Source organism: Thalassoglobus neptunius (assembly GCF_007859735.1).
In the GTDB taxonomy this organism is placed as follows: Bacteria; Planctomycetota; Planctomycetia; order Planctomycetales; family Planctomycetaceae; genus Thalassoglobus; species Thalassoglobus neptunius.
Window position 1 is genome coordinate 44,971 of record NZ_SIHI01000009.1, and the last position, 26,743, is coordinate 71,713.

Consider the following 26,743-nt stretch of genomic DNA (forward strand, 5'->3'; position numbering starts at 1 on the left):
GTTCTTTCCGTGTTTGTTCAGCGCTCAGTTTTCGGAATTCAACTCAAAGAAGAATTCATCGCTGGCGTCCATAATTCCCACTCTGAGTTCGGATCGAGAATTGTATCGTGCCGGGATGGTTTCTGGTTGCGCTGGCAGGACTTTTCCATCGGGTTGGACGATTTCGTCACGTTTTGAGGAGATTCGAACAGTGTAAACTCCGGGTTCAAGAGGATTCGAAAACTCGTAAATTCCGTTCGCATTCGTCATGGCTCCCGCCGGTCGTCCACCGGACTGAGGAACAAAAAGAACGGTCCCCATCTCGAGCGGTTTTCCGTCGAGGGTGACTGTACCCGCAAAAGATGACTTATCGGAATCCTCGTTGTTGATTTTGGATTGTGCCGGATTGAGAGTAGAGAGCCCGTCTATTCCTGCCTGGGCGATCATTCCATCTTGCGCGGAGGTAACTCCCGAAACACCGATTGCTCCGATGAGTTTGTGATCGACGATGATTGGAAGTCCGCCTTCCATCGGAAGCCCTCCAGGAAGTTTGAGAAGCTTCAGGTTCGCACCCCCTTCTGCGACTCGATCTTCGAAGGCTTTCGTCGATCGACGAAACAGGGCAGATGTTTTCGCTTTTTGAATTGAGATTTCAACGCTTCCGAGTTGTGTGTTTTCGAGACGTTGGAACATCACCAGAAAACCGGCACTGTCGACAATCGTAATGGCGACCGGCCAGTTGTTGCTTCGGGCATATTCTTCTGCAGCAGCCATGACGGTCTTCGCGTCCGTCAGCGAAATGCCTTCCCCGTATGCGGGCGGTTGATCTTGCCCAATGAGAAGAGATGGAAATGCAAACACGGTCGTAAGCAGCAAAGCGAGTCGCATCACAGTTGCTCCTGATTGCGTGAAGTTGAAGAGATAGATGACCTCTACGTAGAAAGTGACGACCGTGTTGGAAGTTTTCGAGCAGGCTTTGGCCTCGAAAACAGAATCGAATTGGGCAGTGCGGGTTCATATTCGAGCCCGTTTTGTGTCACTTCTTTGATTTGATTGATTCTTGGTATTCCGGGTTCGGACGCATGGGATCTGCGCCGACTTCGATCTTCCAGCTTGTGAGCAGAGCTTGCAATTCACTGGCGATTTTCGGTTCCGATTTCAACCGGTTCTCAGACTCTCCGATGTCGTCGCCCAAGTGGTATAACTCGAACTCTCCGGTTTCGAGGTTCTCAATGAGTTTCCAGTCACCTCGACGAACGATGCTGCAGGGGAAGTTCTGGGGATGTTGGTTGTAGTGTGGATAGTGCCAGAAAATTGCCTCCCGATCGAGTGAGTCACTTTTGGATTCAATGAGCGGCAACAGGCTCTCTCCGTCGAGATGTTGAAACGGTCGAAGAGGCGTGTCGGTGGCTTCGAGAATTGTTGGATACCAGTCAGTGCTGATGACTGGAACGTCGCACACCGAGCCGGAATTCTGGCTGCGCGGCGAGGAAACAATTGCGGGAATTCGAATGCCTCCTTCGTAGTGTGAGCCTTTATTTGCTCGAAGAGGGGAGTTGTCGGTCGCTTTGGCGAAGCCTCCGTTGTCGCTGGTGAAAATCACTAATGTCCGATTGTCGAGGTCGAGTTCGTTAAGCGTGTTCAAGACTCTTCCTACACTCTCGTCAATACTTTCGACCATGGCAGCGTATTTTGGGTTTCCTTGTCGTGTGCCGGGATCGACACGTTTGTAAGCGTCAACTTTTTCCGGTTTCCCTTGTAAGGGTGTATGCACCGCATAATGAGCGAGCATCAGGAAGAACGGCTCTTCCGAGTGAGATCGAATAAAATGTTCTGCTTCTTCTGCAAGGCGATCAACCAGATAGTCACCCTCCTTGCCCGAAACGGGCGATGCCTTCACTTGAACTTGTCCCGTTGTGGGAATTTTCCATGTCCCTTCAAATGGGTAGAAGTAGCTTCCCGGTGCTCCGTAGTCTCTCCCGGCGATGTTGACATCGAAGCCCTGATGTTGCGGGTAGTAGAACGCTTCCGTACCGAGATGCCATTTCCCGACGTATCCCGTCGTATAGCCTGCTTCGCGAAGTGCTTCTGCGACAGTGATCTCTTCAAGAGGAAGTTCTCCGATGTATCGTCCTTCGATCATCTTGTTTCGTTCTCGGTCCCATCGCCCCGACGGAAGCCATTGAGTCAGCAAGAGTCGGGCAGGGTACTTCCCGGTGAGAATCGCAGCCCGAGTTGGAGAGCAGACCGCGCACGCCGAATAAGCATTGGTAAATCTGACTCCGCGTGCGGCGAGTCGATCAATGTTCGGCGTTTGATAATAATCGCTGCCCATGCAGCCAATGTCGTTCCAACCGAGATCATCGACCAGTATGAAGACGACGTTCGTTTTCTCTTCAGCAGCTGCAACACACAGTGAGAAGCTGCAAAAGCTTGTGATCAACACAAGCAGTAATTTTGTCGGGAGAGTGGTGTTCATGGTGTTTTTCCGTCGATGACATCCCCAGTCGATTTGACTGTCCATGTGTAGTTGTCGGGATCGAAGTTGTAAGCGGACTTGGTCGGTGCGGAGTCGGCCCACTTCGTTGGCAACCACTCGGCGAGTTCAGATTGAATCGTTGCCACTTCCGGAGAACCAGCGAGGTTCGTCCACTCTTGCGGGTCGACATTGTGGTCGTACAGTTCTTCGCTTCCATCGGCGTACCGAATCAACCGATAGCGTTCGCTACGGACGGCGCCGTTTCCCTTGCGGTACTCAATCACCGAGGGGCGATCCCATTGTGCCTGAGGGTTCTGGAGGAGCGGAACTAGACTCTGCCCATCGAGATTGGGAACAGGTTCGAAGTAACACAGCTCAACGAATGTGGGAAGCAGGTCGATCAAGTTGACCGGTTTTGAGCACTCTCCACTGGAGAATCCGGGGGCTTTGATGATGAAGGGAACTCTTGTTGCCTCTTCCCAGAGTGTCGACTTGTGCCAGTGGTCTTTCTCGCCCAGATGCCAGCCATGATCGGACCAAAGGACGACGATCGTCGAGTTGCGGGCGTCGCTTGCTTCGAGCGCTTGAAGAACCCGACCGATCTGATCGTCGGCGAAGGAGATGCTCGCGAGATACGCTTCGACAGCTTCTCGCCACTTTTGGCTCTGACGAATCAGCTTCAGATCTTTGCGTCGATCCGCGGCCAGTTTTTGACCTGAGTCGGGAATGTCGTTGAGGTCGTCGTCCTTGACCTCGGGCAAAATGACGTCTTCACTCCGATACATATCGAAGAATCGTTGCGGGACATACCACGGAAGGTGAGGGCGGAAAAGTCCGCACGCCAGGAAGAATGGCTTGTTGTGTTCCTTCTGAAGGAAGTCGACTGCGTAGCTTGCGGTGAGAAAGTCGTCGTGGTCTCTCTCTTCAATCCCCAGCGATCCCCAATCGTTTTCATGTCCAAGCCCTGTCACACCGCTCCATGGATATGCTTCGGGAAACGGTCCGGATTTTGACCAGGGATAGTTGAGCTTTGCGCCGCGAAACCACGGATCGTTTCGAAAGGTCAGTCGGAAGAAGTCGTCCCACTGGTTTGGCGGATTGTTCCCCGCTGTGTGATGAAAGATCTTCCCTGCTCCGACAACTTGATAACCGTTGTTTCGAAAGCATTGTGGAATAGTCACCACGTCCGGAAAATTGGGATACCACCAGTGTCCGTTGTCGTAGAGCCCGGTCGTCGACGGCCGCAACCCTGTCATGATTGCTGCCCGCGATGGCGCACACTTTGGAGAGGGACAGTGCGCATTCGTAAACAAAAGGCCCTGTTTCGCGAGAGAATCAATGTTCGGAGTTTTGACAACTCCTTCGTAGCCGTTTAAGCATCCGACCCAGTCCTTCATGTCGTCCACGGCGAGGAACAAAACATTGGGTTGGGAGACATCTTCGGCAGTCGCGAAGTTCCCCAGCAAGAGGGTGATTCCAAGAGTGGTGATTCCATACAGGTTGGTCTTCAATGGCGGCCTCTAATCCCAAAGAGCATTGGTAAGGTGAGGACTTCAACCTATCACATCGGAGTTGTCAGGTGTATTCACCACCGCTCTCATTTGTGTGATTCGCTCATGAGACACCTGTTGGAAAGCACGCAGGTCGACAGATGGACCTTTTTCCAACTTGCGGAGCGATTGAGAAGATTGCTGCCTGCAACGACCAACGATTGCACCCGCTTCAAGAAGCGAGTCGGCAACCTCATTGAACTCATTGAGACAAGTTCTAGTTGTTGAAGTGGCGCAGGTGAGACGATGATCGGGATTTGTGATACCGCATGATCTCCGACAGCCCAAAAGTTCGAAGCTCGGCCGGGTTGAACGGTTTCGTCAACACTTGAGAGACTCCGAGTTCGGAGAGCACTTCTTCAGAAGGAGCATGTAATCCGCGATCGGAAAGAAGGATGATCGGGACAGTTCTGAGGTCTTGATGAGACCGAATCATTCGGCACAAGTCCAGGCCACTCATTTCACCGAGATCGGTATTAAGTACAAGCAGGCTCGGTGTGACTTGTTGAATCGTTTCCCAGGTGGAGCGCCCGTTGGAACAGATGACGACCTCGCAACCAGATTGTCGAAACGTGATTTCGACCAGTCGGGTCACGTAAGGTTGCTGGTCGCTGGTAACAACAAGACTGGAAATCGGATTCTCCCATCATTTCGGGTGGAGAGAGACCTCGTCCTGAAAATGAGTGCGACTCGAAGAGCGTTTTGGAAAACCACTCAATCAGGATGTGTTGGGATCACTTCTCTGAGTGCATCGGCGCGCAAGAGCAGTCCACCTGAAGCAAGTTCCGGCAAGGAATGCCGATTCCATTGCAGGAGCGGTTCACCGTAAGGAAAACACCACCAGTGAGGATTATCCGTGATCGTCGCGTTGATCGAGTTTTCGCAGCGATGCGACGACGGGTGTTATTCTGGAGGGGTGAATTTGAAGCGTCTAGACTGGCCGAAGAACTCCAGAGGATTCTCGTAAACAACTTTGCGGATTTTCGCTTCGCTGTGCCCGCGCTTTCGCATCTCCTGAATGAAGTCCGGGACTGCAAGCGGATTCGATGGACCCCAGTCGCCAGCCGAATTCACAAGGATTCTCTCATCCCCATACTGTTCGATAATGTCCGCCGCTCGGGCTGGGGTGCATTTTGTCGTTGGGTATAGGGTCATTCCGCACCAGAATCCGCCGTCGAGCGCCGCTTTCACGGTGTGCTCTTCGACATGATCAATGCAAACCCGTTCCGGAGGAATGTCATTTCGCTCCTGAAGCATGTCGACGATCATTCGAGTCCCCTTGTACTTGTCGACAAGATGGGGAGTATGGATCAGAACGAGTTCGTTCGTTCTGGCGGCCAGATCGAGGTGTTCGCGGAAAATCGTCGATTCGTTTGGAGTGTTTTTGTTGAGGCCAATTTCTCCGATTCCGAGCACGCCGGGGCGGTCCAGAAATTCGGGGATCATCGCAATGACTTCACGGGCGAGAGGAACGTTCTCGGCTTCTTTCGCGTTGATGCACAACCACGTGTAATGCTGAATTCCGCTCCATCCCGATCTTTTCGGCTCGAAGCTTGTGAGTTGCTCGAAGTAGTCGCGAAACCCGTCGACACTCCCACGATCGAAGCCAGCCCAGAAGGCCGGTTCACTGATCGCGACGCATCCCATTCGCGCCATTCGTTCGTAATCGTCGGTCGTCCTCGAAACCATGTGGACATGTGGATCGATGAAATACATAGCCAAACCAATTCGTGACGGTGGTGAACTCGTTTTCGTTCGGATAACGACTTTTGTTCTCGACTTCGAAAGTCCCCGGCAGCCGGGGCATCATTGCAACCGTTTCCTCGAAGGCTTAACGCAAGATCTGGAGATGATTAAGAAGCTTCTCCGGAGTCATGACATAGCCGATGTAAAACGGTCCGAATTCGGCGTATCGGGCGGATGCCTGATCAAATCGCATGGTGTAAACGATTTCCTTGATGTACTCAGGTGCGCGACTCCAAAGCGTCACTCCCCATTCCCAGTCGTCGAAACCGGTCGAGGCTGTGATCAACTGAGAGACTCTGCCAGCGAACTTAATTCCTGAAGTCGCATGCTCTGCCATGAGCGAAGAACGCTTACTGAACGGTTCGGTGTACCAGTTGGCCTGCGGGTGACGAATTTTGTTCATGGGGTAAAAGCAGTGAACGGGCCAATCCGGGAAGTCCGGGTAGAGTCGCTGCTTGTTCATCATTGGAAGTCGCTGTTCGTAGGCAGCCACTTTCGCCTGATAGGCGGGGTCTTCGGCGTTTGCTCCAGCGAGGCGAAGCTTTTCCGAATACTGTTCGACGGTCGGAACGTATTCGGAGACTTCGGTAATTGAAACGAACGAATAGCTGGGTTGAAGTGCCGGTCCCAGCACGCTGGATCGCAGGCGCTGATGAACACGATCGATCTTCAACGGATTGTAATCGAGCATCATCATTCCGAAGTCAGCACGATGACCGGTGACGGCAAAGCATTGCACGCGTTCAGGAGCGTCGTCGTGCATCGGGTCCATGAGTTCTGAGACGGCCTTGGCGCCTGCCGTGATTTCTTCCTGGGAAAGTTGGGCGAGGGCTGCTCGGTCGATGTTGTAGTAGATGTGAAGGCAGTGCCAGCCTTCAGAAGTCTTGATCGTGGGGTCAGGGAGATTCTGGGGAGTGCGGGGGCGATTCATGGTTTTCCAGGTCAATCAAACAGTCAGGTCGTATTCGTTCCCGTATCATAAAGGGATGAACGCAATCAGGAAACTGACTCGATCAGTCAGTTGCAATCATGCACTGATCGGAAAATTCCCTACAATGAGACTGACAGGAAGAATCGTTACAATTTGGCGGGACATTTGTGTGTGTCCGAAAGACAACATAATTCCGCCGTAGGAACCTCTTTCTGCGAGTTAACCTACCGTGTCAAGATCGCAAAACTCACGTGGCCTTTTCGGTTGACGATGCGCCATACAGTCCCCATTTTGAATCTGGAATCGGAATCTCCCGAGAAATTCGGGGAGGACTCCGTACACTCTCGTCCGAAAGACGCATGTCTGGTGAAGATCTATCCGCCAGTCGTCACCGGGAGTTTGATTGCTCTCGATCAGGATGAGATCCTCTTCGGACGCGATATCTCCTGTGACTATGAACTCTCGGATGATTTCGCATCGAGACGTCATGCTGTGATTCGGTGGGTCGACCGCAACTGTATGATCGTCGATCAGAACAGTATGAACGGCACATACGTGAATGATCAACGTGTGGGTGAACAGGTCCTCAAGTCGGGGGATCAGATCCGCATTGGCCATCACATCTTCAAGTTTCTTGCCTCCGATCACGTTGAGGCGATGTACCACGAAGCCGTTTTCGAAATGATGACGGTCGACGCGCTGACGAAGACCTACAATCGTCGCTACTTCGAAGATGCTTTTATCCGTGAAATCAATCGAAGCTTTCGGCACGGTCGGCAACTCGGACTTCTGTTGCTCGACATCGATTACTTCAAGCAGATCAACGACACGCACGGTCACCTGATTGGAGATGAGCTGCTTGCAGGTGTCTGTAAACGGGTCAACAGCCGCGTTCGAAACGACGAAATCTTCGCGAGGGTTGGCGGGGAAGAATTTGCGTTGGTGATCGTTGAGTGTACGCTCGACAATCTGCGTCGTTTGGGTGAGGAACTCTGTGAACTCGTTGGCGGAAAACCGTTTCCCTCGAGTAAGGGGGATATCAACGTGACGATCAGTATCGGCGTTGCGCATGCTTTGGGGTCGGCTCCCATCACGATGAACGGGATGCTCGAACAGGCAGACAAGAACCTTTACGAAGCGAAACGGCTCGGCCGCAATCGATGCTGTAGCTGATCTTCTTTCCGCCTCGAACTTTCCTCGATCCGCGGTTAATCTTGAGTCATGTTTTCTATCCGTTTGACTCTGGATTGTGTTCTCTGATGTGGTTTCGAGATTTTCTGGTCGACAGCCTTCGTTATTACTGGAGGAATCATCTTGCGGTCCTTCTGGGAGTTGCGGCCGCGACAGCTGTGATCGCCGGGGCACTCGTCGTTGGTGACTCTGTTCGCGACAGCTTGCGTCAAATGTCGCTGGACCGTCTGGGAAAGATTGATCACTCAATCACCGGGTTCCGATTCTTTCGAGAAGAACTCGCGAGCACTCTGGGCAACGCGGATCCGAAAGTTCAGCAGTCAGCTCCAGCCATCCTGATGCAGGGAACGCTCGAACGAACATCCGATGATGACGTGACGACGAGAGCGTCTCACATCGAACTGATCGGGACCGATGAACGGCTCTGGTCGATGCTCGAAACGAACGGGCTTGAGGCTCCTGAAAAGGGTGAAGTTGTTCTGAGCCAACGGGCCGCTGATCAACTTCAAGTTCAGGTGGGCGATCAGATTTCCGTGCTGATCGAAATCCCGGCATCGATTCCGAGGGATTCCTTACTGGGAGATCGAGAAGAGACCATCACAGAACTTGTCGTCGATGTCTCTGCGATCGCAGATGAGAGCAATGGCGTTGCACGTTTTGGCCTCAATCCGAGTCAACAGATTCCGACAAATGCTTTCGTGAATCTCTCCGATTTACAATCGCAAATCGGACTCGCTGAAGTGCGTCGATCCCGAAGAAATCCCATCGCCAAACCTGCGAGAGTCAATGCCTTGTTCGTTTCGGCCGGAGAGACTCTTTCGGTGGATACGATCGGTCCGGAGGTCGCGAAGGAGATCACGACAGCGTTGTCCGAAGAGTTAACGCTGGACGACCTCGCGCTCCGCCTTGTTCCGAATGAAGAACACGGATATCTGTCGCTCGAAAGCGATCAGATGATCCTCGACGACCAGATTGTTGAAGCTGCGGAGTCGGCAGCTAAATCGCTTCAGCTGCGAACCTCTCCCGTTCTGGTTTATCTGCTCAATCGCATGTGGAACCCGGAGGATGCTGACAAATACTCGATGTACTCGGTCATCGCAGGCGTCGATCCGGAACCGAGTGCTCCGTTTGGACCTTTCGATTTCGTCGGAGATCACACTCCTCTCAACGAGGGCAGCGTGTATCTCAACGAATGGCTCGCAACGGACCTCGATCTTCAGGCAGGCCAAAAAGTGGCCGTGAAGTTTTACGAGGTCGGCGATCGAGGCGAATTGCCGGAACAGGAAGAAATCTTCGATGTTGCCGGAGTCGTGGCTTTGCAAGGAGTCGCCGATGATATGGGGTTTACTCCCAACGTTCCGGGTGTCACCGATGCGGACTCGTATGGAGATTGGCGGGCACCCTTTCCGCTGAAACGAAATCTGATCACCGATCGTGACCACTTGTACTGGGACAATACGGAGACCGAGCGAGAAAACGATTATCGAACAACACCCAAGATGTTCACGTCTCTCAAAACGGCGCAAGATCTGTGGCGAAGCCGTTACGGGGGATTGACATCGTTCCGTATTGCACCCCGAGAAGGGCAGACACTCGCCGAACTTAGCGACGAGTTCGGTAAACGATTGCTCTCAGAATTGCAGCCATCGGACACAGGGATTGTCGCGCAACCCATCAAGGCTGCGGGATTGATGGCAGCGCAGGGAACGACCGATTTCACCGGTCTGTTTATCGGGTTTTCCTTCTTCCTGATTTTCTCAGCGATGCTGTTGATCGGGCTTCTGTTCCGCCTCGGGATCGAAAATCGTATTTCCGAGTTAGGTCTCTTGAATGCGATTGGAATGACGACCAGTCGTGTCCGCCGGATTTATCTCTATGAAGGACTTGTTGTCGCTTTGTTGGGAGGATTGGTCGGGATGCTACTGGCTGTTGGGTATGCGGCAATCATGATCCATGGCCTGAAAACCTGGTGGTTTGGGGCTGTGGGGACACCGTTTCTCGATGTGTACGTTCATCCGGGAAGTCTGATTGTGGGCTTGGTGATCGCGATCGTCGTTGCGGCACTCGCGATCTTTCGGTCGCTCTGGCAAACACGATTGCAGTCGACTCGGCAACTGTTGAATGCACAGATTGAGCCGAGCACGGTGCATCAACATCGCAATCGCAAACGAACAGAACGAATAGCTGTCACCCTGTTGCTTCTCTCGTCTCTGGTTTTGCTGTTCACACTGGTTGGACTGATTCCGGACAGCGAGGCGTTCTCTGGATTTTCCTGGAGGATCGTGGCGTTCTTCCTCGTTGGGTTCGGAATGCTCATCGGTGGACTGTTCGCGTTTTCAGCACTCTTGCAGAACAGCAATTGGATTCTGGATTCTCATTCTTCGAAATGGGGGACGTTGCAGTTGGGGCTTCGCAATGCGGCGAGAAATCGGTCTCGAAGCGTCTTGAGTGCCAGCTTGATTGCCTCAGCGACTTTTGTGATTGTTGCCGTTGCGGCAGGGCGACAAGACCCGGCGAACGCGGAACCGAAGACAAATTCCGGGAACGGCGGGTTTACATTGGTCGCGGAGACCAACATCCCCATCCTCTATGATCTGAACACGGTCGAGGGGCGTTCCAAGCTGGGAATTGATGTTCTCAATGAAGAACTGATGGCAACACTCAATCAAGCGAGCGTCATGCCGTTTCGTGTCCGGCATGGCGAGAACGCAAGTTGTCTCAATCTCTATCAGACACAGCTTCCGACAGTTCTGGCAGTTCCCGAAGTTGTGCTGAAAGACTTTATTGAGCACGAACGGTTTCTCTTCGCGGATACTCCCGGAGATCAGCCCTGGAAACTGCTCGAAGGCAAGACTGCTTCCGGTGCGGTTCCGGTCTTCGGAGATATGAATACTCTGTTATACAGCCTTCACAAAGGAATCGGTCAGGTCGTCAATGTTCCCAGCGATGAAGACCCGCAGCACTCGCTGGAAATTGTCGGAATGTTTGCCAACAGCGTGTTTCAAGGTGTGCTGGTGATGTCAGAAGAGAACTTCCGTGAAGTCTTTCCGGAAGAGGTTGGGTTTGAATACTTTCTGATTGAAACTCCTCTGGAAGATGCTGGCTCAGTGAGCGACGCGTTCGAGTCGTCGCTCGGCGACTATGGATTTGATGCGGAGCGGGTCGAAGAAAGGTTGGCGAACTTTCTCGCTGTGCAAAATACCTATCTCTCAACGTTCCAGACACTCGGAGGACTCGGTCTTCTGTTGGGAACAATCGGGCTGGCGACGGTCATGCTTCGAAATGTGATTGAGCGTCGAAGTGAATTGGCGCTCATGCGAGCGATTGGGTTTCGCAACAGCCAACTGGCGTCAGTCGTTGCGATTGAGAATGCAATTCTCTTGTTCTGCGGACTTGTTCTGGGAACGATTTCGGCGCTGCTCGCCATGGCGCCTCACCTCTCGAGTTCTGTGGCAAGCGTTCCGTGGAGTGAATTGCTGGGAATGCTCTGCGCGGTCTTTGTTGTCGGAATGATTTCCGTCATCTGGGCCGTTCGAGCTGCGGTCTCGACTCCGATTCTGTCGACTTTGAGAAGCGAATAGAGACGTTACTCCAAACAGCGTGGTCTTGAAAATCGCTTCAACCACTATTGATGACGTGTCCTCCGGAGAACCTGTCGTTCTCATGAGAGGGATTCGCCACTCAGAGTTTGAGGTCTGTGCGACTGGGATTTTTATTTGAGAATCAATATGTTCTGAGCTCAAATCGTTGCTCCACTTCGGTCCCCCGCGACCCTAGAATTCGACGGAGATTTCGAGCACATTCGATCCACTGGTTTGACAATCTGTCGAGTGTTGAACGTTCTCGTCAGCAATTCACAGGAAAAACTCAGGAAAAACTCAGGCAAGCAATTCGAGCGAATGTCCTGGACTGCCCACTTAGACATAACGGCAACACGAACATGGTTGTGACTCTCATCGGTTATCGAGCGACAGGAAAGTCGACCGTCGGTCAGCTTCTGGCGTCGCGTCTCGGATGGGATTTTGTCGACACCGATGATCAGATTGTGAGCGTCTCAGGAAAGTCCATTGCGGAGATCTTCCGAGAAGATGGTGAACCGCACTTTCGTGAACTGGAACGACAACAGCTTCAGCGAGAACTCAGTCGCGAGCATGCTGTGATTTCTTCCGGGGGCGGAGCAATTCTTAACGAACAGACGCGGCAACTGATGCGGGAAAGCGGACCGGTGGTCTGGCTGAGTGCTTCGGTTGAAACGATTGTTGAACGATTGAAAGAAGATGCCGCATCGACCGGTTCCCGCCCCTCGCTGACCGGGGAAGGACTGGTGGAAGAAGTCGAGTCCGTTCTGCGAAGTCGTTTGCCGCTTTATTCAGAAGCTGCGAGTTTCGTGATCGAGACCGATGAGCGAACCGTCGATGAGATCGTCGACGAGATCATGTCCCAACTGGGGCCCGAGTCCGGAGGAGCATCGTGATTCTCCACTTCGATTTGCCTGATTGGATGATCATTTCGTACCTGTTCATTATCGGATCAGTGATCGGAAGTTTTTTGAACGTCTGCGTTCACAGAATTCCGTCAGAGCCGAGATTCCTGGATCAACTCCGGTCGTTATGGAATCGACCTTCGCACTGCCCTCGATGTGATACCGATATCTTCTGGTCCGACAACATCCCGATCTTCGGTTGGATCAAGCTGCGGGGACGTTGTCGCAATTGCCAGATGCGGATTTCCCCCCGCTATCCGCTTGTCGAGTTCGCGAATGGTTGCCTTTTCGTGCTGGTCTATCTGTTTGAAGTTCCAGGCGGATTTCATCCACTTCTCAGCGAGAGTTCGATCTATTCAGAGATCGGACCACAGATCTATCCCGGCTTGAACGGATGGTCTCCCGAGGCTTTCGTCTGGCTTCGGTATGCGTTTCACATGGTGATGATCGAAGCTCTGCTTGTCGCGTCACTGATCGATTTCGACTTGCGAATCATTCCCGATGGGTCGACGCTTCCCGCGATGATCTTCGCGGTGATTGCGAGTACCACGTTCGGGATTTTGCACATCGTTCCTGTCTGGTTTCAGGATGAATCGCTGGCTCGAACCTTCAGCATCGTGACCCCGGATTGGGTTCATCCGCTCATATCGGGGCCCCGGGTTCCCGAGTGGATTTCCCTGCATCCTCACCTTCATGGCCTTGCGGTCAGTCTGATTGGACTGATCGTGGGCGGAGGCGTTGTGTGGGCGGTTCGATTGTTGGGATTTCTGTTTCTCCGAGAAGAAGCAATGGGCTTCGGTGATGTCGTGCTGATGGCAATGGTGGGGGCCTTTCTGGGATGGCAACCGACCGTGGTCGCCTTCTTTCTGGCTCCACTGTTTGCCTTGCTGGCCATTCTTGGGACAGCAGTCTTTGTGCGGGATCGTTCCATTCCCTACGGTCCGTACTTGAGTCTGGCGACGCTGGTCACCGTTCTTTTTTGGAAGCAGATCTCTCCGATCGGGACGAGATTCTTCGATCTCGGCATCTTGCTGTTCCCGCTGATTCTGTTCCTGACAGGTTTGTTCGCCGCGTGTCTTGCGATGGTCTTCGCGGTGAAGAAGGCGATGGGCTGGCTTCCCCCTGAAATTGAAATGGGCGTTTGGAGAGCGGCCGATCAGAACTGCTTCGTCGCGGGAGAAAACGTCGACCGACACAGCTGTCGATGGAAATCCGAAGACTGGGAAGGCTGCGCCTCGGGACGCGGTCAGATTCATGAAGAACGTTGGCGCCGCGGACAGGCGGGTTCATCAAATTCGATGAATCGCCCGAATCCGTGGTAGGCCGTCACTGATGCATTCAGCCCGAACCGTGAATCGACTCTTAAAGATCATCGATCACGGATGGCCGCACATCGGAAGAACCAACGCAGCAGGCCTTCGGACGAAGCAAACTCGGGCGAATGTGCAGAAACTATGAAGATGATTTAGGTCAATTTTTTATCCAGGAATCGTGTTTCGAATCCGTCGGGGTCGCCGAATCCCATTCGCAGATAGAGCTTTTCTGCAAGCGGGTTTTCTTTGCGAACTTCGAGCGTCACTTTACAGCATCCGAGTTCACGCGCGTGATCTTCGACAGCTTGAATCAACTTCGATCCGATTCCCTGTCCTCGGTATTCATGAACGACTGATAAGTCGTGAACATTGACGAGCGGTTTGGCGGCGAACGTCGTGAAGCCCATGAAGCAGACCGCAGCCCCTACGGGTTTGTCGCCATCCCAGGCCAGCAAGGTGAACGCTCCCGGAATTCGTTTCATTCCCGGAACGATTTGAGAGGCAATTTCCGGGGCGACTTTGGCACCTCCTCCGTGGTGTTCCGTAGCGTAGGCGTTGATGCAGTCGACGATTGCCTGTGCATGAGTTGGATTGTCAAAGTCGGCAATCGAGATGGTAACGGTAGACATGTTGAATTCTTTCCGATGCGTTATCTTGCACTCTCCCTCATCTGATTCCGCGTTTACCGGGCTGAGTCAGTGACCGCAAACGGGAAGAATGCCGAAGACGTGAATGCAAACCAGAAGATACTGATAATGAACCCGACACGAAATCGTCCTTTCGGTTCACGAGGAATTGTAGCGATGCTGGGCGCGATTGTGCTGGCATCTGCCTGTGGGCGAGCTCCGCAACAATCCGCGACCGACAGCGAGATGCCGAAATCAGCCAATGCGGCCGATGAAACCGCGCCGGAAGACTGGGATGTTTTCGTGCAACTGGTTCGTGAACAAGACGAAAACGCGATCCGGTTTCGGAGTCGTCCGGTCTCTAAAGAAGAGTTCCGGATGCTATTGGAAGGTTGTGACGGGCTCATGGTCCTCGAAATTGATCAGTCGGCCATTTCTTCGGAACTCATCCATCAGGTGCTTACGAAACTTCCGGGATTGCGCCAACTTCGATTCGACGGACCGGTCGTTGAGAGCGATTTGAAATGGATTGCTTCAAACCTTCCCGAATTGACCGTCCTGAACTTGCCTCAGGGAGAATTCGGGAACGAAGGTGTTCAGGCTCTTTCCGAACATTCGAAACTGGAGTTGTTGCGGATCGGTGCTCCCAACGTGAATAACGATGGCGTGAGAGCCATTCTTGAGATTCCCAATCTTCGATTTCTGCACTTGATCAATGTTTCGATTGACGATCAGGTCTTGAAAGATATTGCGAAGAAGAATTCACTGGAGTCCTTTTACCTCGACGGAGGAGGCTGCAGCGAAGAAGGGTTGTCGGAGCTTGTGAAAGCATCTCCGCAATTGCACTTTCACTGGAACCAACTTCACCTCAACAACGACCCGCATTCTCATCCACATTGACGGACGTTCTGTTGCCCACGTTGTCGGTCTCAGTCCACAGCGATTCGGATTCGTGCGTGAATCTGCGAAGTCAGGAACTTTCGTTCCGAAGATCTCTTCGCATCGTTGGCTTTGACTCCGCCGGGCACAGCTATCAATCATGGGATCACATGAGAATGTGGTCGAGTTTATCGCAGACTTAATGTTGCCTATTCGCTTCTAAGGAATTCCAATGCCGCTTTTTGGCTCTCATCTTTCCATCGCCGGTGGTTATTACAAAGCTGCCAACGCTGCAGGCGCTTTGGGGATGGACACCGTTCAAATCTTTACAAAGAACAACAATCAGTGGAAAGCCAAACCGCTGACGGATGAGGACGCCGATTTGTTCCGAGCGGCGGTTGAAGAGAACGGACTCAAAAGCCCTTGTTCGCACGACAGCTATCTGATTAATCTCGCCAGTCCTGATGACGAACTCTGGGAGAAGTCGTTAAACGCTTATGTCATTGAGCTGGAACGGGCTGAGAAACTCGGGTTGGCGGGAGTCGTGATGCATCCGGGGTCATATTTGAAGAGTTCTGAAGAGGAAGGACTCGCCAAGGTGATCGACGGCCTCAACGAAGCACATCGCAGAACCAAAGGTTTTCAGGTTCAGACCTGGGTCGAAGCAACAGCCGGGCAGGGGACCAATCTTGGATATCGATTCGAGCATCTTGGGAAAATCCTCAGGGAAGCGGAAGACGGCGAACGCTTTGGTGTCTGTCTCGATACGTGCCATATTTTTGCGGCTGGCTATGGATTGAAGACATCGGAAGAATATGAAGAGACGATGCAGCAACTCGACGAACACGTCGGAATTCCGAACGTTCGGGCGATGCACTTGAATGACAGCAAGAAAGAGCAGGGAAGTCGCGTCGATCGTCATGATCACATCGGCGAAGGCTTTCTCGGTCTGGAGCCGTTTCGGTTCTTGCTCAATGATTCAAGGTTTCAATCGCTTCCCATGTATCTGGAAACCAAAAAAGAAAAGCGTGAAGGAGAGGAGATGGACGCTGTGAACTTGCGAGTCTTGAAGAGCTTGATCGATTCTTAGTGAGCACTCGATACTGTGAATGGTGCTTAAAGCGATTGATCTCTAAAGTTTTAAGATCGTGTTTTTTAATTGTCTTCTGACGAATTTTTAACAGGTGGCTCGATGTCTACTCGTTACTCGATGGCGTTCGTTTTCAGTCTTCTTTTTGCGACAACCGTATTCGCTCAACAACCAGCCAAAAAGAAAGCTCAAAGACCGTTTCAGTGGGTGAATGCACTTCCTGCAGAAGTTTCCAAAGCGTTGCATCATGAGACATTTCATAGCTCTGCTAATGGTGTCGACGTCGGCTATTGCATCCTTCTTCCACCTTCTTACAACAAGCCGGGAAGCGAACAGCGACGCTATCCTGTCATCTACTGGCTACACGGGGGGCGTCCCGGAAGTGAGACAAAAAATATCTCGATGTCGTCCATCTACGAGGACGCAATGAAGGACGGCACTCTTCCCGAGCTGATTGTTGTTTTTCCCAACGGAGGAAAACTCAGCCATTACGATCACGAGGGATTTTTAGGAGAGACAGCGTTTCGTGAACTCGTGGATCATGTTGATTCCGAATATCGAACTGTTGCCGATCGGTCCGGAAGAGCCATCGAAGGTTTCTCTCAAGGTGGCCGCGGGACTGCCCGTTATCTCTTCAAGTATCCGGAGCTATTTTGTTCGGCTGCTCCGCTGGGAGGAGGCCAGCAACATGAAAAACGCATCTCGGAAAATTCAGGCAAAGAAAGCGAAGCGTTGACGATTCAGCCGGCGACCAACAACACGTGGGATTTGGCCGAAGCATATGCGAAACGAAGTTCAGGTCCCGAAGTGAAAATTTTCGTCGCAGTGGGTGAAGAAGATGACAATGCTCAAGGAAATCGCGAATGGAGTCAGCATCTCAACGATTTAGGCATCGATCACACGTTCGTTGTCGTTCCGGGAGTTCCCCATAGCTCGAAGAAAATGTATGCGAAGATTGGCCGCGATATTCTCAATTTTCATGCCAAAAACTTTCGTGCGAACGGAAGTCTTCAACAGGACTCAAACTGAATTTTGGGTTTCACGGATCGTTCAGTCTTTGGGAAAGACAGGTCTCCGTTCGAGAAGGGAATCAAAATGGCAGTCACAATTGAACAACTTCAGTCTGCTGACAACAATGAATTGATTGGGCTGCTTAAGGAACTGTCACCTCCGCTTGACCTGGACGTTGTCGAATTCGTTGCAAATATAGCGACCGATCGAAACCGCGCAGATTTGGTTCGAGAAGAGTCGGCAGTCTTGCTCGGAAGGATTCAGCAACCTGAAGCGAGGAATCGGCTGCTCGACTTTACACGAGACGAGGACGCGGTTGTTCGAGAACTGGGAGCTGTGGGGCTGGGGGAAGACAATGACTCCGCGACGATTTTGCCTCTGATCGGTCAGCTATCAGACAGCGTCAACAAAGTACGCAATGTCGCAGAGCGGTCTCTTTTGAAACGCTCAGAAGCGGTCTCATCTGTTGGAGTCGAACCGTTAGTGGAACTCTTGTCTCACTCCGCCGTACTCACACGTTCTCCGGCGGCACGTCTACTGGGGCAAACAAAAGACCAGCGGGCTTTGCAGCCGCTCATTCGTCAATTGAAATCCGAGGAATGGCTCGATCGGATGTGGGCTGCGAATGGACTGGGAAGTCTCGGAATATCGAAAGCGATTTCGGAACTTCAACAACTGGCGAAAAAAGATCCCAAGAACCGAGTCAGAGCGTCGGCGGTCGAAGCATTGGGCGAGCTTCGTCCACCGAACCTGCTCGAGTTTCTCGACGAAATCATTGCAGCCGAAAGCGACGAAGGAGTTCTCAAGACTGCAGAAGAACTCAAACTCTCGCTCGGGTTTGACAGCGACGACCTCGAATACGATCCGTTTGCGGATGACTAAATCGCTTGCGTGGAATCTTTGCGTTCGCTCGCACTTGCTTGTTTCAACGAGTGCTGGGTTTTCACGTGTCGATCACTGAAAGCCAGATGCAAACATTCACTGCCTCGGTCGAGTTGATGCGAGGTCTTCCGTCGTAGAGCACTTTAAGTTGCTGATGAGTCGCTCGAGGCTGGCGCAGCTTCTGTTGGTGCGTCGCTACTTGATTCAACAGCTTGGGGGGCCGGTTTGGGAGCAGGGCCGTGTGCTGAGTATCTTTGAATCAGCACGACACCCACAACGACGAGTACGAACCCGAGGACCTGTCGAACGTCGAGATGCATCTTGCCGGCCTGGGCCTGCATCAACAGTCCTGTGATGGCTGCGACTGATGTCGCTCCGCCGAAAACGACGGGCATGACGAGTGAGGCATCGTGAGATTTATACATTGCGAACGTCAGAGTTAACGCTCCGAATGCTCCGAGCGTTCCTGCGATAAAGCCCCACCATCCCGCTTTCGCCGGAAACGCGAATCCATCTCCAGACATCTGGACGGCAATGGCTCCCCCGAGGCATCCCCAGATCAGGTAGGCGACTCCGATAAAGATGTACGGCTTGAACGGGGTCTGCCCGACGATTCGTGATTTGCCAAGGGCTGGTCCGTAGAGGCCCCAGAAAACAGCAGTCGCAATGGCAAACAGAAGTCCAACAGTTCGCGGGTTCATGAGATTCTCACAAGGAGGGAAGTTTAGGTTGGGAGGACGTCTTCACAAACGCGGACGCAGTCCGGTTCGCGTGAATCCGTATGCTAGCACCAGTCAGCGGAAAATCCAGAAGACTGATCACTTACTTTCGGATGAGAAGAACGGGGCTCAGCACCTGAAGATCTTGTGTGCTGAGCTTTTACTCCGTTCGCTCTTGCGAATCGATGCCGACAACTTACCGGATGGTCGACCGACTAACCTTCTTTGATCGCGGTGATGATATCCATCACAGCTTGCTTTCCATCAGAAAACAGCATCAGGGTGTTGTCGTTCGCGAACAGTGGATTGGGGATCTTTGCAAAACCGGGGCTGAGGCTTCGCTTGATGACGACGCAGGTCCTTGCTTTGTCAGCATTGATGATCGGCATCCCGGCGATTGGGCTGTTCGGATTGGTGCGTGCGTCAGGGTTGACGGTATCGTTGGCACCGATCACCAGACAGACGTCCGTTTGCTCCATTTCTGAGTTTGCATCGTCCATTTCCTTGAGCAGATCGTAAGGAATGTCTGCTTCGGCAAGAAGGACGTTCATATGACCCGGCATTCGGCCAGCGACGGGATGAATCCCGAAGGTGACTTCGATTCCTCGACTTTTGAGGAGGTTCATCAAGTCGCGGACGGAGTGTTGGGCCTGGGCAACCGCCATCCCGTATCCCGGAACGATGACGACTTTTCTCGCGATTTCCATCAGCATTGCGACTTCTTCTGCCGAGGTCGATTTCACGGTCTTGTAGACTTCGTCGGCACTCGGCCCATCCGCCGTTGGTCCTAATGTTCCAAAGAGAACAGCGGGCAACGATCGATTCATCGCATCGCACATCACTTTCGTCAGAATGAGTCCGGATGCTCCGACAAGCGAACCTGCGATGATCAACACGTTGTTCTGCAACACGAAACCAGTCGCAGCGGCAGCCAGACCGGAATAGGAATTCAAGAGAGCGATCACCACCGGCATGTCCGCTCCGCCAATCGAGATTGTCAGGAAATAACCCAATGCAAGGGCTGTGATGACGATCAGCCACAGCCAGAAGTTCATCGGATGCGTGATCAGCAATGCAATCAGAACGACAAGCACGCCTGCGATTCCGGCGTTGATGATCTGCTGATTGTCGAGCGGTTTGAGTTTCTTGACGAAGTCGAGTTCGGCCAGTTTTCCGAAGGCAACGAGGCTTCCCGAGAGTGTCACCGATCCAATCAATGCGGAAATACCTGTTGCGATAATGACGTCCGTCGAGGCGACATTCGAATTTCGGAAGAAGTCAGCGGTCGCCACGAACATCGAAGCGGCGCCCCCGAAACCGTTGAGAAGCGCAACCATTTCGGGCATCTGGTCGATTTTCACGGTCAGAGCGAAATAAGCTCCGATGGCTCCACCGATCAGAACACCCAACAGGATCCATACGTAGCCAACGACACCAGTGGCCAGCAATGTGGCCACCACAGCCACGAACATGCCGATCGAACCGAAAAGGTTCCCCTGAACAGCTGTCCGTGGTCGAGTCATTCCCTTGAGACCGAGAATGAACAGGACGGCAGCGACGAGGTAACTCAGATTTAGCCAGACGGGAGACAAGACAACAACTCCTGATCGAGTGAACGACGAGATAGACGAACGTGCCTGAGGTTACCGTTTGAACTTCTGCAGCATCCGATGGGTGACCATGAAGCCGCCAATCACGTTGACAGTCGCCATGATGACTGCCAGAAAACCAAGAAAGGTTGCGAAGTCGTGCTGTTTGGCTCCGGTCGCAAAAATGGCCCCGACGAGTGTGATTCCGGAAATTGCGTTCGACCCCGACATCAATGGAGTGTGCAGGGTCGGAGGGATCTTGGTGATGATTTCGAAACCGACGAAGACTGCGAGAGCAAAGACCGTCAGCCCCTGGACCAGCGCCAGGCCAGCTGAGTATCCCGCAACTGTCGAAATCGCTTCGGACATTTCACTGATTTGCTCGATTGATTGCTGGATCGCTTCCTCGGAACCAACTGGAGCAACTAGCAACAATGGATGGAATGGCATGTGGCACTCTGTTTCATCAAGTTGTGAACGTTTCGATTCTCAACACGTCACCAGAAATGAACTGTTGTGGAGTTCGGTTTCCGTCACCCCACTCAGTTTTCAGAATCCGATTTCGATTCCGAAGAGTTCTCATTCGATTCCGGACTCGATTCTGCCGGCTCATCATCTGGGGCCAGTGGAATCGGGGCATAAGGATCGGGTTCAGGGGCTTTGAACTGATCGAGTGAAATCTCTTCAAGGCCAGCAATTTTTCGGCACAGCGGATGGACCATCTCGCCTTTATATGTGACCAGAGTTCCCGCAATGACTTCGTCATCGAGATCGACGTTGACTGCCCCGTCTTTGATGAGCGACTTCAGAAACGTAGTGACGTTATTCGAGAACATCTGACTTGCGTGGCGTGGGATGTCTGACGGGACATTCTCCGGGCCCAGAATGGTCACGCCGTGGGCGACAACCGTTTCCCCAGATTTGGTGAGTTCGCAGTTTCCACCACGTTCTGCGGCGAGGTCCACGATCACTCCTCCAGGCGGCATCGCTTCCACCATCTCTTCGGTGACGAGAATGGGAGCTTTCTTGCCGGGGATGGCCGCAGTGGTGATGACGACATCTGTGTCGGCAATCACTTTCAGCATCAGTTCGCGTTGTTTTCGATAAAATTCTTCGTCCATTTCCTTCGCATAACCACCTTCTCCTTCAGCGGTGCCGAGGTCCATCTCAACGAATTTGGCTCCCAGGCTTTCGACCTGTTCTTTGACTGCAGGACGAACATCGTAAGCACTGACGACTGCGCCCATTCTTCGAGCGGTTGCAATGGCCTGCAAACCGGCAACTCCAGCACCCAGAATAAACACGCGAGCAGGAGTCAATGTCCCAGCTGCGGTCATCATCATCGGGAACATTTGAGGAGAAGTGATCGCTGCCAGCAAAACGGCTTTGTAACCAGCAATTGTGGCCATCGATGACAGCACGTCCATGCTTTGAGCACGGGTAATTCGCGGAACCAGTTCGAGGGCGAAGATCACAGCGTCTTTCGAGGCGGCATCCTGCATCTGTTTCGGATCAGACAGTGGATCACACTGTGCGATCAAGACCTGATCAGGCTTCAGTGATGCGAGATCGGCCGAGCCATGTTCCGGATTCGCGACAGCTGCGCGAACCTGAAGCAGCACATCCGCTGTCTCGACAATGTTCTCACGCGATTCAACCAGTTTGGCGCCAACGGCCTCATAATCTGAATCGGGGAACCCTGCTTCGACTCCGGCACCAGATTGAATGGTGACTTCAGCTCCGAGTTTCTTCAATGCCGAAACCGATGCTGGAACCAGGGCGACACGCCGCTCACCTGGGTATGTTTCCTTTGTCACTCCGATAATCACGAGTCACGCATCCTATCGATTTGAAAGGTCAAGGAGATGGTGTTCCCATCGTATCGTGCGATCGGGAAGTCAGGTAGGGTTCACGGAAGGAGTTTCTGTATTCCATCGGATCTCCTGAAATTTGCATCAGTGTTCATGGATGAGTTCGGGGCTCTTGTCTCGAGTGCCTGGGAATTCTCTTTTCCATTATTGAACCGAAACCGTTTTCATCGTTTCTCTGCATTCACCTGATTTTCTCTCTTTTGATGAATGAGGTGTTTGTTTGTGTGAGTTACTGCAAACCTGGGATCCAGATCTTCTAGAATCGACCGATGTCTCGCGCTCCGATCTCTTCTGCCAATGTGGATCTGATGTCAGGTCCTCTTCGAACAACTGTCTTATTCCTGGCGCTCCCGGTGCTGGGAGAACAGGTTCTCAATTTCCTGGTTGGGTTTTATGACGTTTATCTGGCGGGGAACCTGACGAGTGACATTCGGACCGACGCGACTGCTGCTGTTGGTGTTGCAGCCTATGTGGGATGGTTGGCGTCGTTGATCTTCTCGCTCGTGGCCACAGGGACGACCGCACTCATTTCGCGGGCGTGGGGTGCCGATGATCGAGATGGCGCGAACGTTGTCGCCAACCGGTCTCTCGCACTCTCTCTCGTTTCTGGCTTGCTGTTTACGGGAGTGATTCTCTTCGCTGCGCCGACGCTTGTGGCTCTGATGGGACTTGATGGACAGGCTGCCGGAATCGCTGTGCGTTACCTGCGAGTGGATGCCATCGGTTTGCTGTTTTCGAGTTTCAGTCTGGTGCTGGCCGCTGCTCTTCGAGGTTGCGGCGACATGAAGACTCCAATGTGGGTGTTTGGATCAGTCAGCATCTTGAATGTGATTGTGTCGACCGCGCTCGTTCATGGAGTCGGACCGATTGAGCCATGGGGAGTCGATGGAATCGTCGCTGGAACTGTTGTGGCGAGAGTGTGCGGAGGACTGTTAATTCTCACCATTTTCATGATGGGTTTCAGCGGGTTGTCGCTGGTTCCCTCGGATTTAAGTCTGCGCGGGGAAACCGTTCGAAGGATTCTCGCGATCGGCGTTCCTTCCGGGATGGAAGGGATCGTCATGTGGGTGGGGCACTGTATCTTCCTGCGTGTCATTTCCGGGATTGGAAAAACGGAGTTCGCAGCACACATCATCGGGGTGCGCGTGGAAGCAATTACCTATCTGCCTGCTGTCGCGTACGGAGCTGCTGCCGCGACAATGGTGGGCCAGTCGCTGGGAGCGGGAAACAAGGAAAGGGCGGTTCGAGCCGGACACGAGGCAGCTATGCAGTGTGCACTCCTCGGAGTTTTAATCACCGCCTGGTTCGTTTTCGGAGCGGATTGGATTTACAACCAAATGAACCGGGACGAAGCTGTCCGAGCTGTCGGGATTCCCGCGTTTCGAGTTGTCGGTCTGTTTCAGATTCCGCTGATTCTCTCAATCGTTTACTTCGCTGCGATTCGTGGTGCAGGAGAAACCAAGTTTCCCCTGTATGTCGCGATGTTCACGACCTATCTGATTCGTATTCCGCTGGGGTACTTTTTCGGCGTCACAATGGAGATGGGGTTGATGGGCGCCTGGGTCGGAATGAATGCCGACATGTTCGCTCGCGGAGTGATTGCAACGTGGCGATTCTGGTCCCGCAGATGGTTGCGCGTTCGGGTGTAGGAGATCCCATCGATGCTCATTCCTCGCAAAGCTAAGCGAGTGTAGCATTGGCTTCTTCGAATTTTTGTCAACGAATGATGAAGCTGCTGGAACGGTGTCGACGAGTTTCGGAACGTCGGCGTCACGTTACTCGCTCCAAACGGGCGTTCGCTTTTGCAGGAACGCAGCCATTCCTTCCTGAGCATCGTGTTCGAGGACGTTCTTCGTCATCACCGAAACAGCCCGGGCATAGGCTTCTTCTTCCGTCATTTCCAGTTGCGTATAAAACTCTTCTTTGCCGAGGGCGAGTGTTCGTCGACTTGAAGCGACGATCGCTGTCGTCAATTCCTTGACGGTCGAATCGAGTTCCTCTTCTGAGACGACGCGGTTGACGAGTCCCGCTTCAAGTGCTCGCTTTGCAGAGATCGGCTGCCCGGTGAGAAGCATCTCCATTGCGATCTTGGGGGCAATGTTTCGAACAAGTGGAACCATGGGAGTTGTGCAAAACAGCCCGATCTTGACTCCGGGAGTTGCGAACTGTGCGGTGTCGACGGCAACCGCAAGATCGCACGCAGCGACAAGTTGGCATCCGGCAGCTGTTGCAAAACCCTGTACTCTGGCGATCACAGGTTGAGGCATCGAGCGAATTTCCATCATCACTCGAGCGCAGGTAGCGAACAGAGTGGAATACTCCTCTTCAGTTCGTTGTTGCATTTCTCCGAGATCATGACCTGATGAAAAGACGGGACCGGCAGAAGCAATGACGACGACGCGAATCGATCGGTCGTCTTTCAGGGACTGGAGTGTCGTTTCGAGTTCCGACAACAACGACAGCGACAAAGCGTGTCGACGATTGGGACGATTGAGTTGAAGTGTCGACACTCCGTCGACATCGGTTCGGATCAGTTCGGACTCGTTCACAGCTTCAGAATTCATCGTCTCTCAGTCTCTATACTTCGCAACTATCGATGCGAGTTGAAGTTTTTCGGTGGCCACAATGTCTCTGATTGACCCTCTGAGTGGCCTTGTTGCAGAAGTGGCTTTGTTGCGATTGCTTGAATTGATCTTAAAACGATTCAAGCAACCCGGACGATAACCATTTCTCAAAGATGAAGCGAGCGCAGCGGCACCACGAGAGCGCCGTCGTGACCGGGGCGAATCGGTCGGCATTGTGGCGGCAAGTGTCGGGGCTGTACTCGGAGTTCGCACTCGTGAACGGCTCGTTGTTACGAGTTGAGGTTCATCGTGACGGTCTTGTGTTCCGTGTAGTTCGCCAACGCAGCGCCTCCGAGTTCTCGTCCGATGCCTGACATTTTGAATCCACCGAACGGGGCGGCCGCATCGAAGACGTCGTAGCAGTTGATCCACACGGTCCCCGCTTTGACGGAGTTGGCGATGCGGTGGGCTTTGGCGACATCTTTCGTCCAGACCGCAGCTGCGAGTCCGTAGTAGGTTTTGTTCGAACGTTCAATGACTTCGTCGATATCACGGAACGGAAGAACACTCATGACGGGGCCAAAGATCTCGTCTGTTGCGATATCCATGTCGTCAGTGACATTGTCGAAGATCGTGGGTTGTACGTAAAACCCTTGCGTGCCTTCGCGTTCTCCTCCAGTCACGCACGTTGCTTTTGAGTGTTTGCCACGGTCGATGTAGTGCATGATCTTTCGGAACTGATCAATGTCGATTTGCGGACCCTGTGTCGTGTTTTCGTCGAACGGATTTCCGAGGCGTCTTTCCTGAGCCCGGGCGACAACTCTTTCGATGAACTCTTCATGCACAGATTGCTCAACGAAGACCCGGCTTCCTGCGCAGCAACATTGACCTTGATTGAAGAAGAGGCCGAATTCCGCTCCTTCAATTGCTGCATCGAGGTCCGAGTCACCGAAGATGATATTCGGAGACTTTCCGCCGAGTTCGAAGGTCAGTCGTTTCAATGTTTGCGCAGCGTCGGACATGATTCGCTGTGCGGTTTCTGTCGACCCGGTGAACGCGATCTTGTCGACATCGGGGTGGCGAACAATTGCGGCCCCCGTTTCCCCAAATCCCGGAACGATGTTGATCACGCCGGGAGGGAAGCCCGCTTCGGTTGCCAGCTCAGCGAGTCGTAAACAGGAAAGGGGAGTTTGTTCGGCCGGTTTCATGACGATTGTGCATCCGGCGGCGAGTGCTGGTCCCCATTTCCAGGCGACCATCAGAGCTGGGAAATTCCACGGGATGATCTGCCCGCAAACTCCCAATGGTTCACGACGTGAGTAGCAGAAGTAATCGCCGCGAATGGGGATGGTCTCGCCGGTAATTTTGTCTGCCCATCCGGCATAATATCGCAGGCAATCGATCACCAGCGGGATGTCTGCTGCTCGGGCGTCGCGAATCGGTTTCCCGTTGTCGAGTGTTTCCAGCGCAGCGAGTTCGTCTGCGTTTTCTTCGATCAGATCAGCCAGACGATTCAGGAGCCGACCGCGATCACGGGCATCCATTGCGGGCCAGTCACCAGATTCGAACGCCCGACGGGCAGCTTTCACAGCACGGTCAACATCATCCGCGTTCGCGAGAGCAACATCGGCGATCTTTTCTTCCGTAGCAGGATGGTAGGTCGCGAAAGTCTTGCCGCTTGTGGAATCACACCACTGGCCATCAATGAGCAACTGTGTCCGGCGGACTGTCGGGGGAGCGATCACACTTGGCGAAGTTGTGGCGGTTGACATCGATTCCTCCAGTGAGAGAGTGTGTGAAATCAGCGTTCGCTGATGCGATTGTCGCACATTCCTGTCGG

The 26,743-nt window shown here is 52.9% G+C and carries 22 protein-coding genes; 9 read left to right on the forward strand and 13 right to left on the reverse strand.

The window, feature by feature from the left end:
* Nucleotides 1-24: 24 nt before the first annotated feature.
* The 6 genes from KOR42_RS15295 to hemQ form a co-directional block, all read right to left on the reverse strand.
* A complete protein-coding gene (locus KOR42_RS15295) occupies nucleotides 25-867 on the reverse strand; it encodes a heme-binding protein (protein WP_146510713.1) in 843 nt (280 codons plus the stop codon).
* A gap of 148 nt (nucleotides 868-1,015) precedes the next feature.
* Nucleotides 1,016-2,458 (reverse strand): sulfatase, encoded by a 1,443-nt coding sequence (locus KOR42_RS15300; protein ID WP_197441223.1) that lies wholly within the window; start codon nucleotides 2,456-2,458, stop codon nucleotides 1,016-1,018.
* Nucleotides 2,455-3,969, reverse strand: a complete 1,515-nt coding sequence (locus tag KOR42_RS15305) for a sulfatase (RefSeq protein ID WP_231740943.1) — start codon at nucleotides 3,967-3,969, stop codon at nucleotides 2,455-2,457. The genes KOR42_RS15300 and KOR42_RS15305 overlap by 4 nt, the downstream gene beginning before the upstream one ends.
* A 256-nt stretch (nucleotides 3,970-4,225) precedes the next feature.
* Nucleotides 4,226-4,642 (reverse strand): response regulator, encoded by a 417-nt coding sequence (locus KOR42_RS15310; protein WP_146510715.1) that lies wholly within the window; start codon nucleotides 4,640-4,642, stop codon nucleotides 4,226-4,228.
* A gap of 269 nt (nucleotides 4,643-4,911) precedes the next feature.
* A complete protein-coding gene (locus KOR42_RS15315; RefSeq protein WP_146510716.1) occupies nucleotides 4,912-5,724 on the reverse strand; it encodes a TatD family hydrolase in 813 nt (270 codons plus the stop codon).
* 115 nt (nucleotides 5,725-5,839) lie between these two features.
* A complete protein-coding gene (gene hemQ, locus KOR42_RS15320) occupies nucleotides 5,840-6,685 on the reverse strand; it encodes a hydrogen peroxide-dependent heme synthase (protein ID WP_146510717.1) in 846 nt (281 codons plus the stop codon).
* A gap of 270 nt (nucleotides 6,686-6,955) precedes the next feature.
* On the opposite strand from hemQ, the gene KOR42_RS15325 reads away from it, so the two are divergent.
* From KOR42_RS15325 to KOR42_RS15340, 4 genes are all read left to right on the forward strand, one after another.
* Nucleotides 6,956-7,858 carry a diguanylate cyclase gene (locus KOR42_RS15325; protein ID WP_146510718.1) on the forward strand — a complete coding sequence of 301 codons (903 nt, stop codon included), beginning with the start codon at nucleotides 6,956-6,958 and terminating at the stop codon, nucleotides 7,856-7,858.
* A gap of 86 nt (nucleotides 7,859-7,944) precedes the next feature.
* Nucleotides 7,945-11,457, forward strand: a complete 3,513-nt coding sequence (locus tag KOR42_RS15330; RefSeq protein ID WP_146510719.1) for an ABC transporter permease — start codon at nucleotides 7,945-7,947, stop codon at nucleotides 11,455-11,457.
* Between the two features lie 359 nt (nucleotides 11,458-11,816).
* A complete protein-coding gene (gene aroL, locus KOR42_RS15335; protein ID WP_146510720.1) occupies nucleotides 11,817-12,350 on the forward strand; it encodes a shikimate kinase AroL in 534 nt (177 codons plus the stop codon).
* Nucleotides 12,347-13,681 carry a prepilin peptidase gene (locus KOR42_RS15340; protein WP_146510721.1) on the forward strand — a complete coding sequence of 445 codons (1,335 nt, stop codon included), beginning with the start codon at nucleotides 12,347-12,349 and terminating at the stop codon, nucleotides 13,679-13,681. Before aroL ends, KOR42_RS15340 begins: the two co-directional genes overlap by 4 nt.
* A gap of 143 nt (nucleotides 13,682-13,824) precedes the next feature.
* Here the strand turns inward: KOR42_RS15340 and KOR42_RS15345 are convergent, their stop codons facing one another.
* The gene (locus KOR42_RS15345; RefSeq protein ID WP_146510722.1) at nucleotides 13,825-14,301 is read right to left on the reverse strand and encodes a GNAT family N-acetyltransferase; all 477 of its coding nucleotides are present in this window, start codon (nucleotides 14,299-14,301) and stop codon (nucleotides 13,825-13,827) included.
* A 126-nt stretch (nucleotides 14,302-14,427) separates the two neighbouring features.
* Between KOR42_RS15345 and KOR42_RS15350 the strand changes: the two genes are divergently transcribed.
* From KOR42_RS15350 to KOR42_RS15365, 4 genes are all read left to right on the forward strand, one after another.
* Nucleotides 14,428-15,198 carry a leucine-rich repeat domain-containing protein gene (locus tag KOR42_RS15350; protein WP_146510723.1) on the forward strand — a complete coding sequence of 257 codons (771 nt, stop codon included), beginning with the start codon at nucleotides 14,428-14,430 and terminating at the stop codon, nucleotides 15,196-15,198.
* Between the two features lie 211 nt (nucleotides 15,199-15,409).
* Nucleotides 15,410-16,267, forward strand: a complete 858-nt coding sequence (locus KOR42_RS15355; RefSeq protein WP_146510724.1) for a deoxyribonuclease IV — start codon at nucleotides 15,410-15,412, stop codon at nucleotides 16,265-16,267.
* Between the two features lie 102 nt (nucleotides 16,268-16,369).
* Nucleotides 16,370-17,296, forward strand: a complete 927-nt coding sequence (locus KOR42_RS15360; RefSeq protein WP_146510725.1) for an alpha/beta hydrolase — start codon at nucleotides 16,370-16,372, stop codon at nucleotides 17,294-17,296.
* Nucleotides 17,297-17,362: 66 nt separating this feature from the next.
* Complete coding sequence (locus KOR42_RS15365) at nucleotides 17,363-18,160, forward strand: HEAT repeat domain-containing protein (RefSeq protein WP_146510726.1); 798 nt, start codon at nucleotides 17,363-17,365, stop codon at nucleotides 18,158-18,160.
* Nucleotides 18,161-18,303: 143 nt separating this feature from the next.
* On the opposite strand, the gene KOR42_RS15370 is transcribed toward KOR42_RS15365, so the two are convergent.
* From KOR42_RS15370 to KOR42_RS15385, 4 genes are all read right to left on the reverse strand, one after another.
* Complete coding sequence (locus tag KOR42_RS15370) at nucleotides 18,304-18,861, reverse strand: hypothetical protein (RefSeq protein WP_146510727.1); 558 nt, start codon at nucleotides 18,859-18,861, stop codon at nucleotides 18,304-18,306.
* A 233-nt stretch (nucleotides 18,862-19,094) separates the two neighbouring features.
* Nucleotides 19,095-20,471, reverse strand: coding sequence for an NAD(P)(+) transhydrogenase (Re/Si-specific) subunit beta (locus KOR42_RS15375; protein WP_146510728.1), 1,377 nt, complete (start codon nucleotides 20,469-20,471; stop codon nucleotides 19,095-19,097).
* A 51-nt stretch (nucleotides 20,472-20,522) separates the two neighbouring features.
* Nucleotides 20,523-20,837: an NAD(P) transhydrogenase subunit alpha gene (locus tag KOR42_RS15380; RefSeq protein ID WP_146510752.1), complete on the reverse strand. Its 315-nt coding sequence runs from the start codon at nucleotides 20,835-20,837 to the stop codon at nucleotides 20,523-20,525.
* Nucleotides 20,838-21,010: 173 nt separating this feature from the next.
* Nucleotides 21,011-22,297 (reverse strand): Re/Si-specific NAD(P)(+) transhydrogenase subunit alpha, encoded by a 1,287-nt coding sequence (locus KOR42_RS15385; protein WP_146510729.1) that lies wholly within the window; start codon nucleotides 22,295-22,297, stop codon nucleotides 21,011-21,013.
* Between the two features lie 350 nt (nucleotides 22,298-22,647).
* On the opposite strand from KOR42_RS15385, the gene KOR42_RS15390 reads away from it, so the two are divergent.
* On the forward strand, nucleotides 22,648-23,988 hold the full coding sequence (locus KOR42_RS15390) for an MATE family efflux transporter (protein ID WP_197441226.1): 1,341 nt from the start codon (nucleotides 22,648-22,650) through the stop codon (nucleotides 23,986-23,988).
* A 126-nt stretch (nucleotides 23,989-24,114) separates the two neighbouring features.
* Here the strand turns inward: KOR42_RS15390 and KOR42_RS15395 are convergent, their stop codons facing one another.
* Together KOR42_RS15395 and KOR42_RS15400 are read right to left on the reverse strand one after the other, a co-directional pair.
* A complete protein-coding gene (locus KOR42_RS15395) occupies nucleotides 24,115-24,903 on the reverse strand; it encodes an enoyl-CoA hydratase (RefSeq protein WP_146510731.1) in 789 nt (262 codons plus the stop codon).
* A gap of 290 nt (nucleotides 24,904-25,193) precedes the next feature.
* The gene (locus KOR42_RS15400) at nucleotides 25,194-26,675 is read right to left on the reverse strand and encodes an aldehyde dehydrogenase family protein (protein WP_146510732.1); all 1,482 of its coding nucleotides are present in this window, start codon (nucleotides 26,673-26,675) and stop codon (nucleotides 25,194-25,196) included.
* Nucleotides 26,676-26,743 lie beyond the last annotated feature (68 nt).

What these genes read in the sequence shown, in the direction of transcription:
- KOR42_RS15295 (WP_146510713.1), bottom strand. Translation starts at nt 867, where the DNA reads ATGCGACTCGCTTTGCTGCTTACGACCGTGTTTGCATTTCCATCTCTT.
- KOR42_RS15300 (WP_197441223.1), bottom strand. Translation starts at nt 2,458, where the DNA reads ATGAACACCACTCTCCCGACAAAATTACTGCTTGTGTTGATCACAAGC.
- KOR42_RS15315 (WP_146510716.1), bottom strand. Translation starts at nt 5,724, where the DNA reads ATGTATTTCATCGATCCACATGTCCACATGGTTTCGAGGACGACCGAC.
- hemQ (WP_146510717.1), bottom strand. Translation starts at nt 6,685, where the DNA reads ATGAATCGCCCCCGCACTCCCCAGAATCTCCCTGACCCCACGATCAAG.
- KOR42_RS15325 (WP_146510718.1), top strand. Translation starts at nt 6,956, where the DNA reads ATGCGCCATACAGTCCCCATTTTGAATCTGGAATCGGAATCTCCCGAG.
- KOR42_RS15330 (WP_146510719.1), top strand. Translation starts at nt 7,945, where the DNA reads ATGTGGTTTCGAGATTTTCTGGTCGACAGCCTTCGTTATTACTGGAGG.
- aroL (WP_146510720.1), top strand. Translation starts at nt 11,817, where the DNA reads ATGGTTGTGACTCTCATCGGTTATCGAGCGACAGGAAAGTCGACCGTC.
- KOR42_RS15345 (WP_146510722.1), bottom strand. Translation starts at nt 14,301, where the DNA reads ATGTCTACCGTTACCATCTCGATTGCCGACTTTGACAATCCAACTCAT.
- KOR42_RS15350 (WP_146510723.1), top strand. Translation starts at nt 14,428, where the DNA reads ATGAACCCGACACGAAATCGTCCTTTCGGTTCACGAGGAATTGTAGCG.
- KOR42_RS15355 (WP_146510724.1), top strand. Translation starts at nt 15,410, where the DNA reads ATGCCGCTTTTTGGCTCTCATCTTTCCATCGCCGGTGGTTATTACAAA.
- KOR42_RS15360 (WP_146510725.1), top strand. Translation starts at nt 16,370, where the DNA reads ATGTCTACTCGTTACTCGATGGCGTTCGTTTTCAGTCTTCTTTTTGCG.
- KOR42_RS15365 (WP_146510726.1), top strand. Translation starts at nt 17,363, where the DNA reads ATGGCAGTCACAATTGAACAACTTCAGTCTGCTGACAACAATGAATTG.
- KOR42_RS15370 (WP_146510727.1), bottom strand. Translation starts at nt 18,861, where the DNA reads ATGAACCCGCGAACTGTTGGACTTCTGTTTGCCATTGCGACTGCTGTT.
- KOR42_RS15380 (WP_146510752.1), bottom strand. Translation starts at nt 20,837, where the DNA reads ATGTCCGAAGCGATTTCGACAGTTGCGGGATACTCAGCTGGCCTGGCG.
- KOR42_RS15390 (WP_197441226.1), top strand. Translation starts at nt 22,648, where the DNA reads ATGTCAGGTCCTCTTCGAACAACTGTCTTATTCCTGGCGCTCCCGGTG.
- KOR42_RS15395 (WP_146510731.1), bottom strand. Translation starts at nt 24,903, where the DNA reads ATGAATTCTGAAGCTGTGAACGAGTCCGAACTGATCCGAACCGATGTC.
- KOR42_RS15400 (WP_146510732.1), bottom strand. Translation starts at nt 26,675, where the DNA reads ATGTCAACCGCCACAACTTCGCCAAGTGTGATCGCTCCCCCGACAGTC.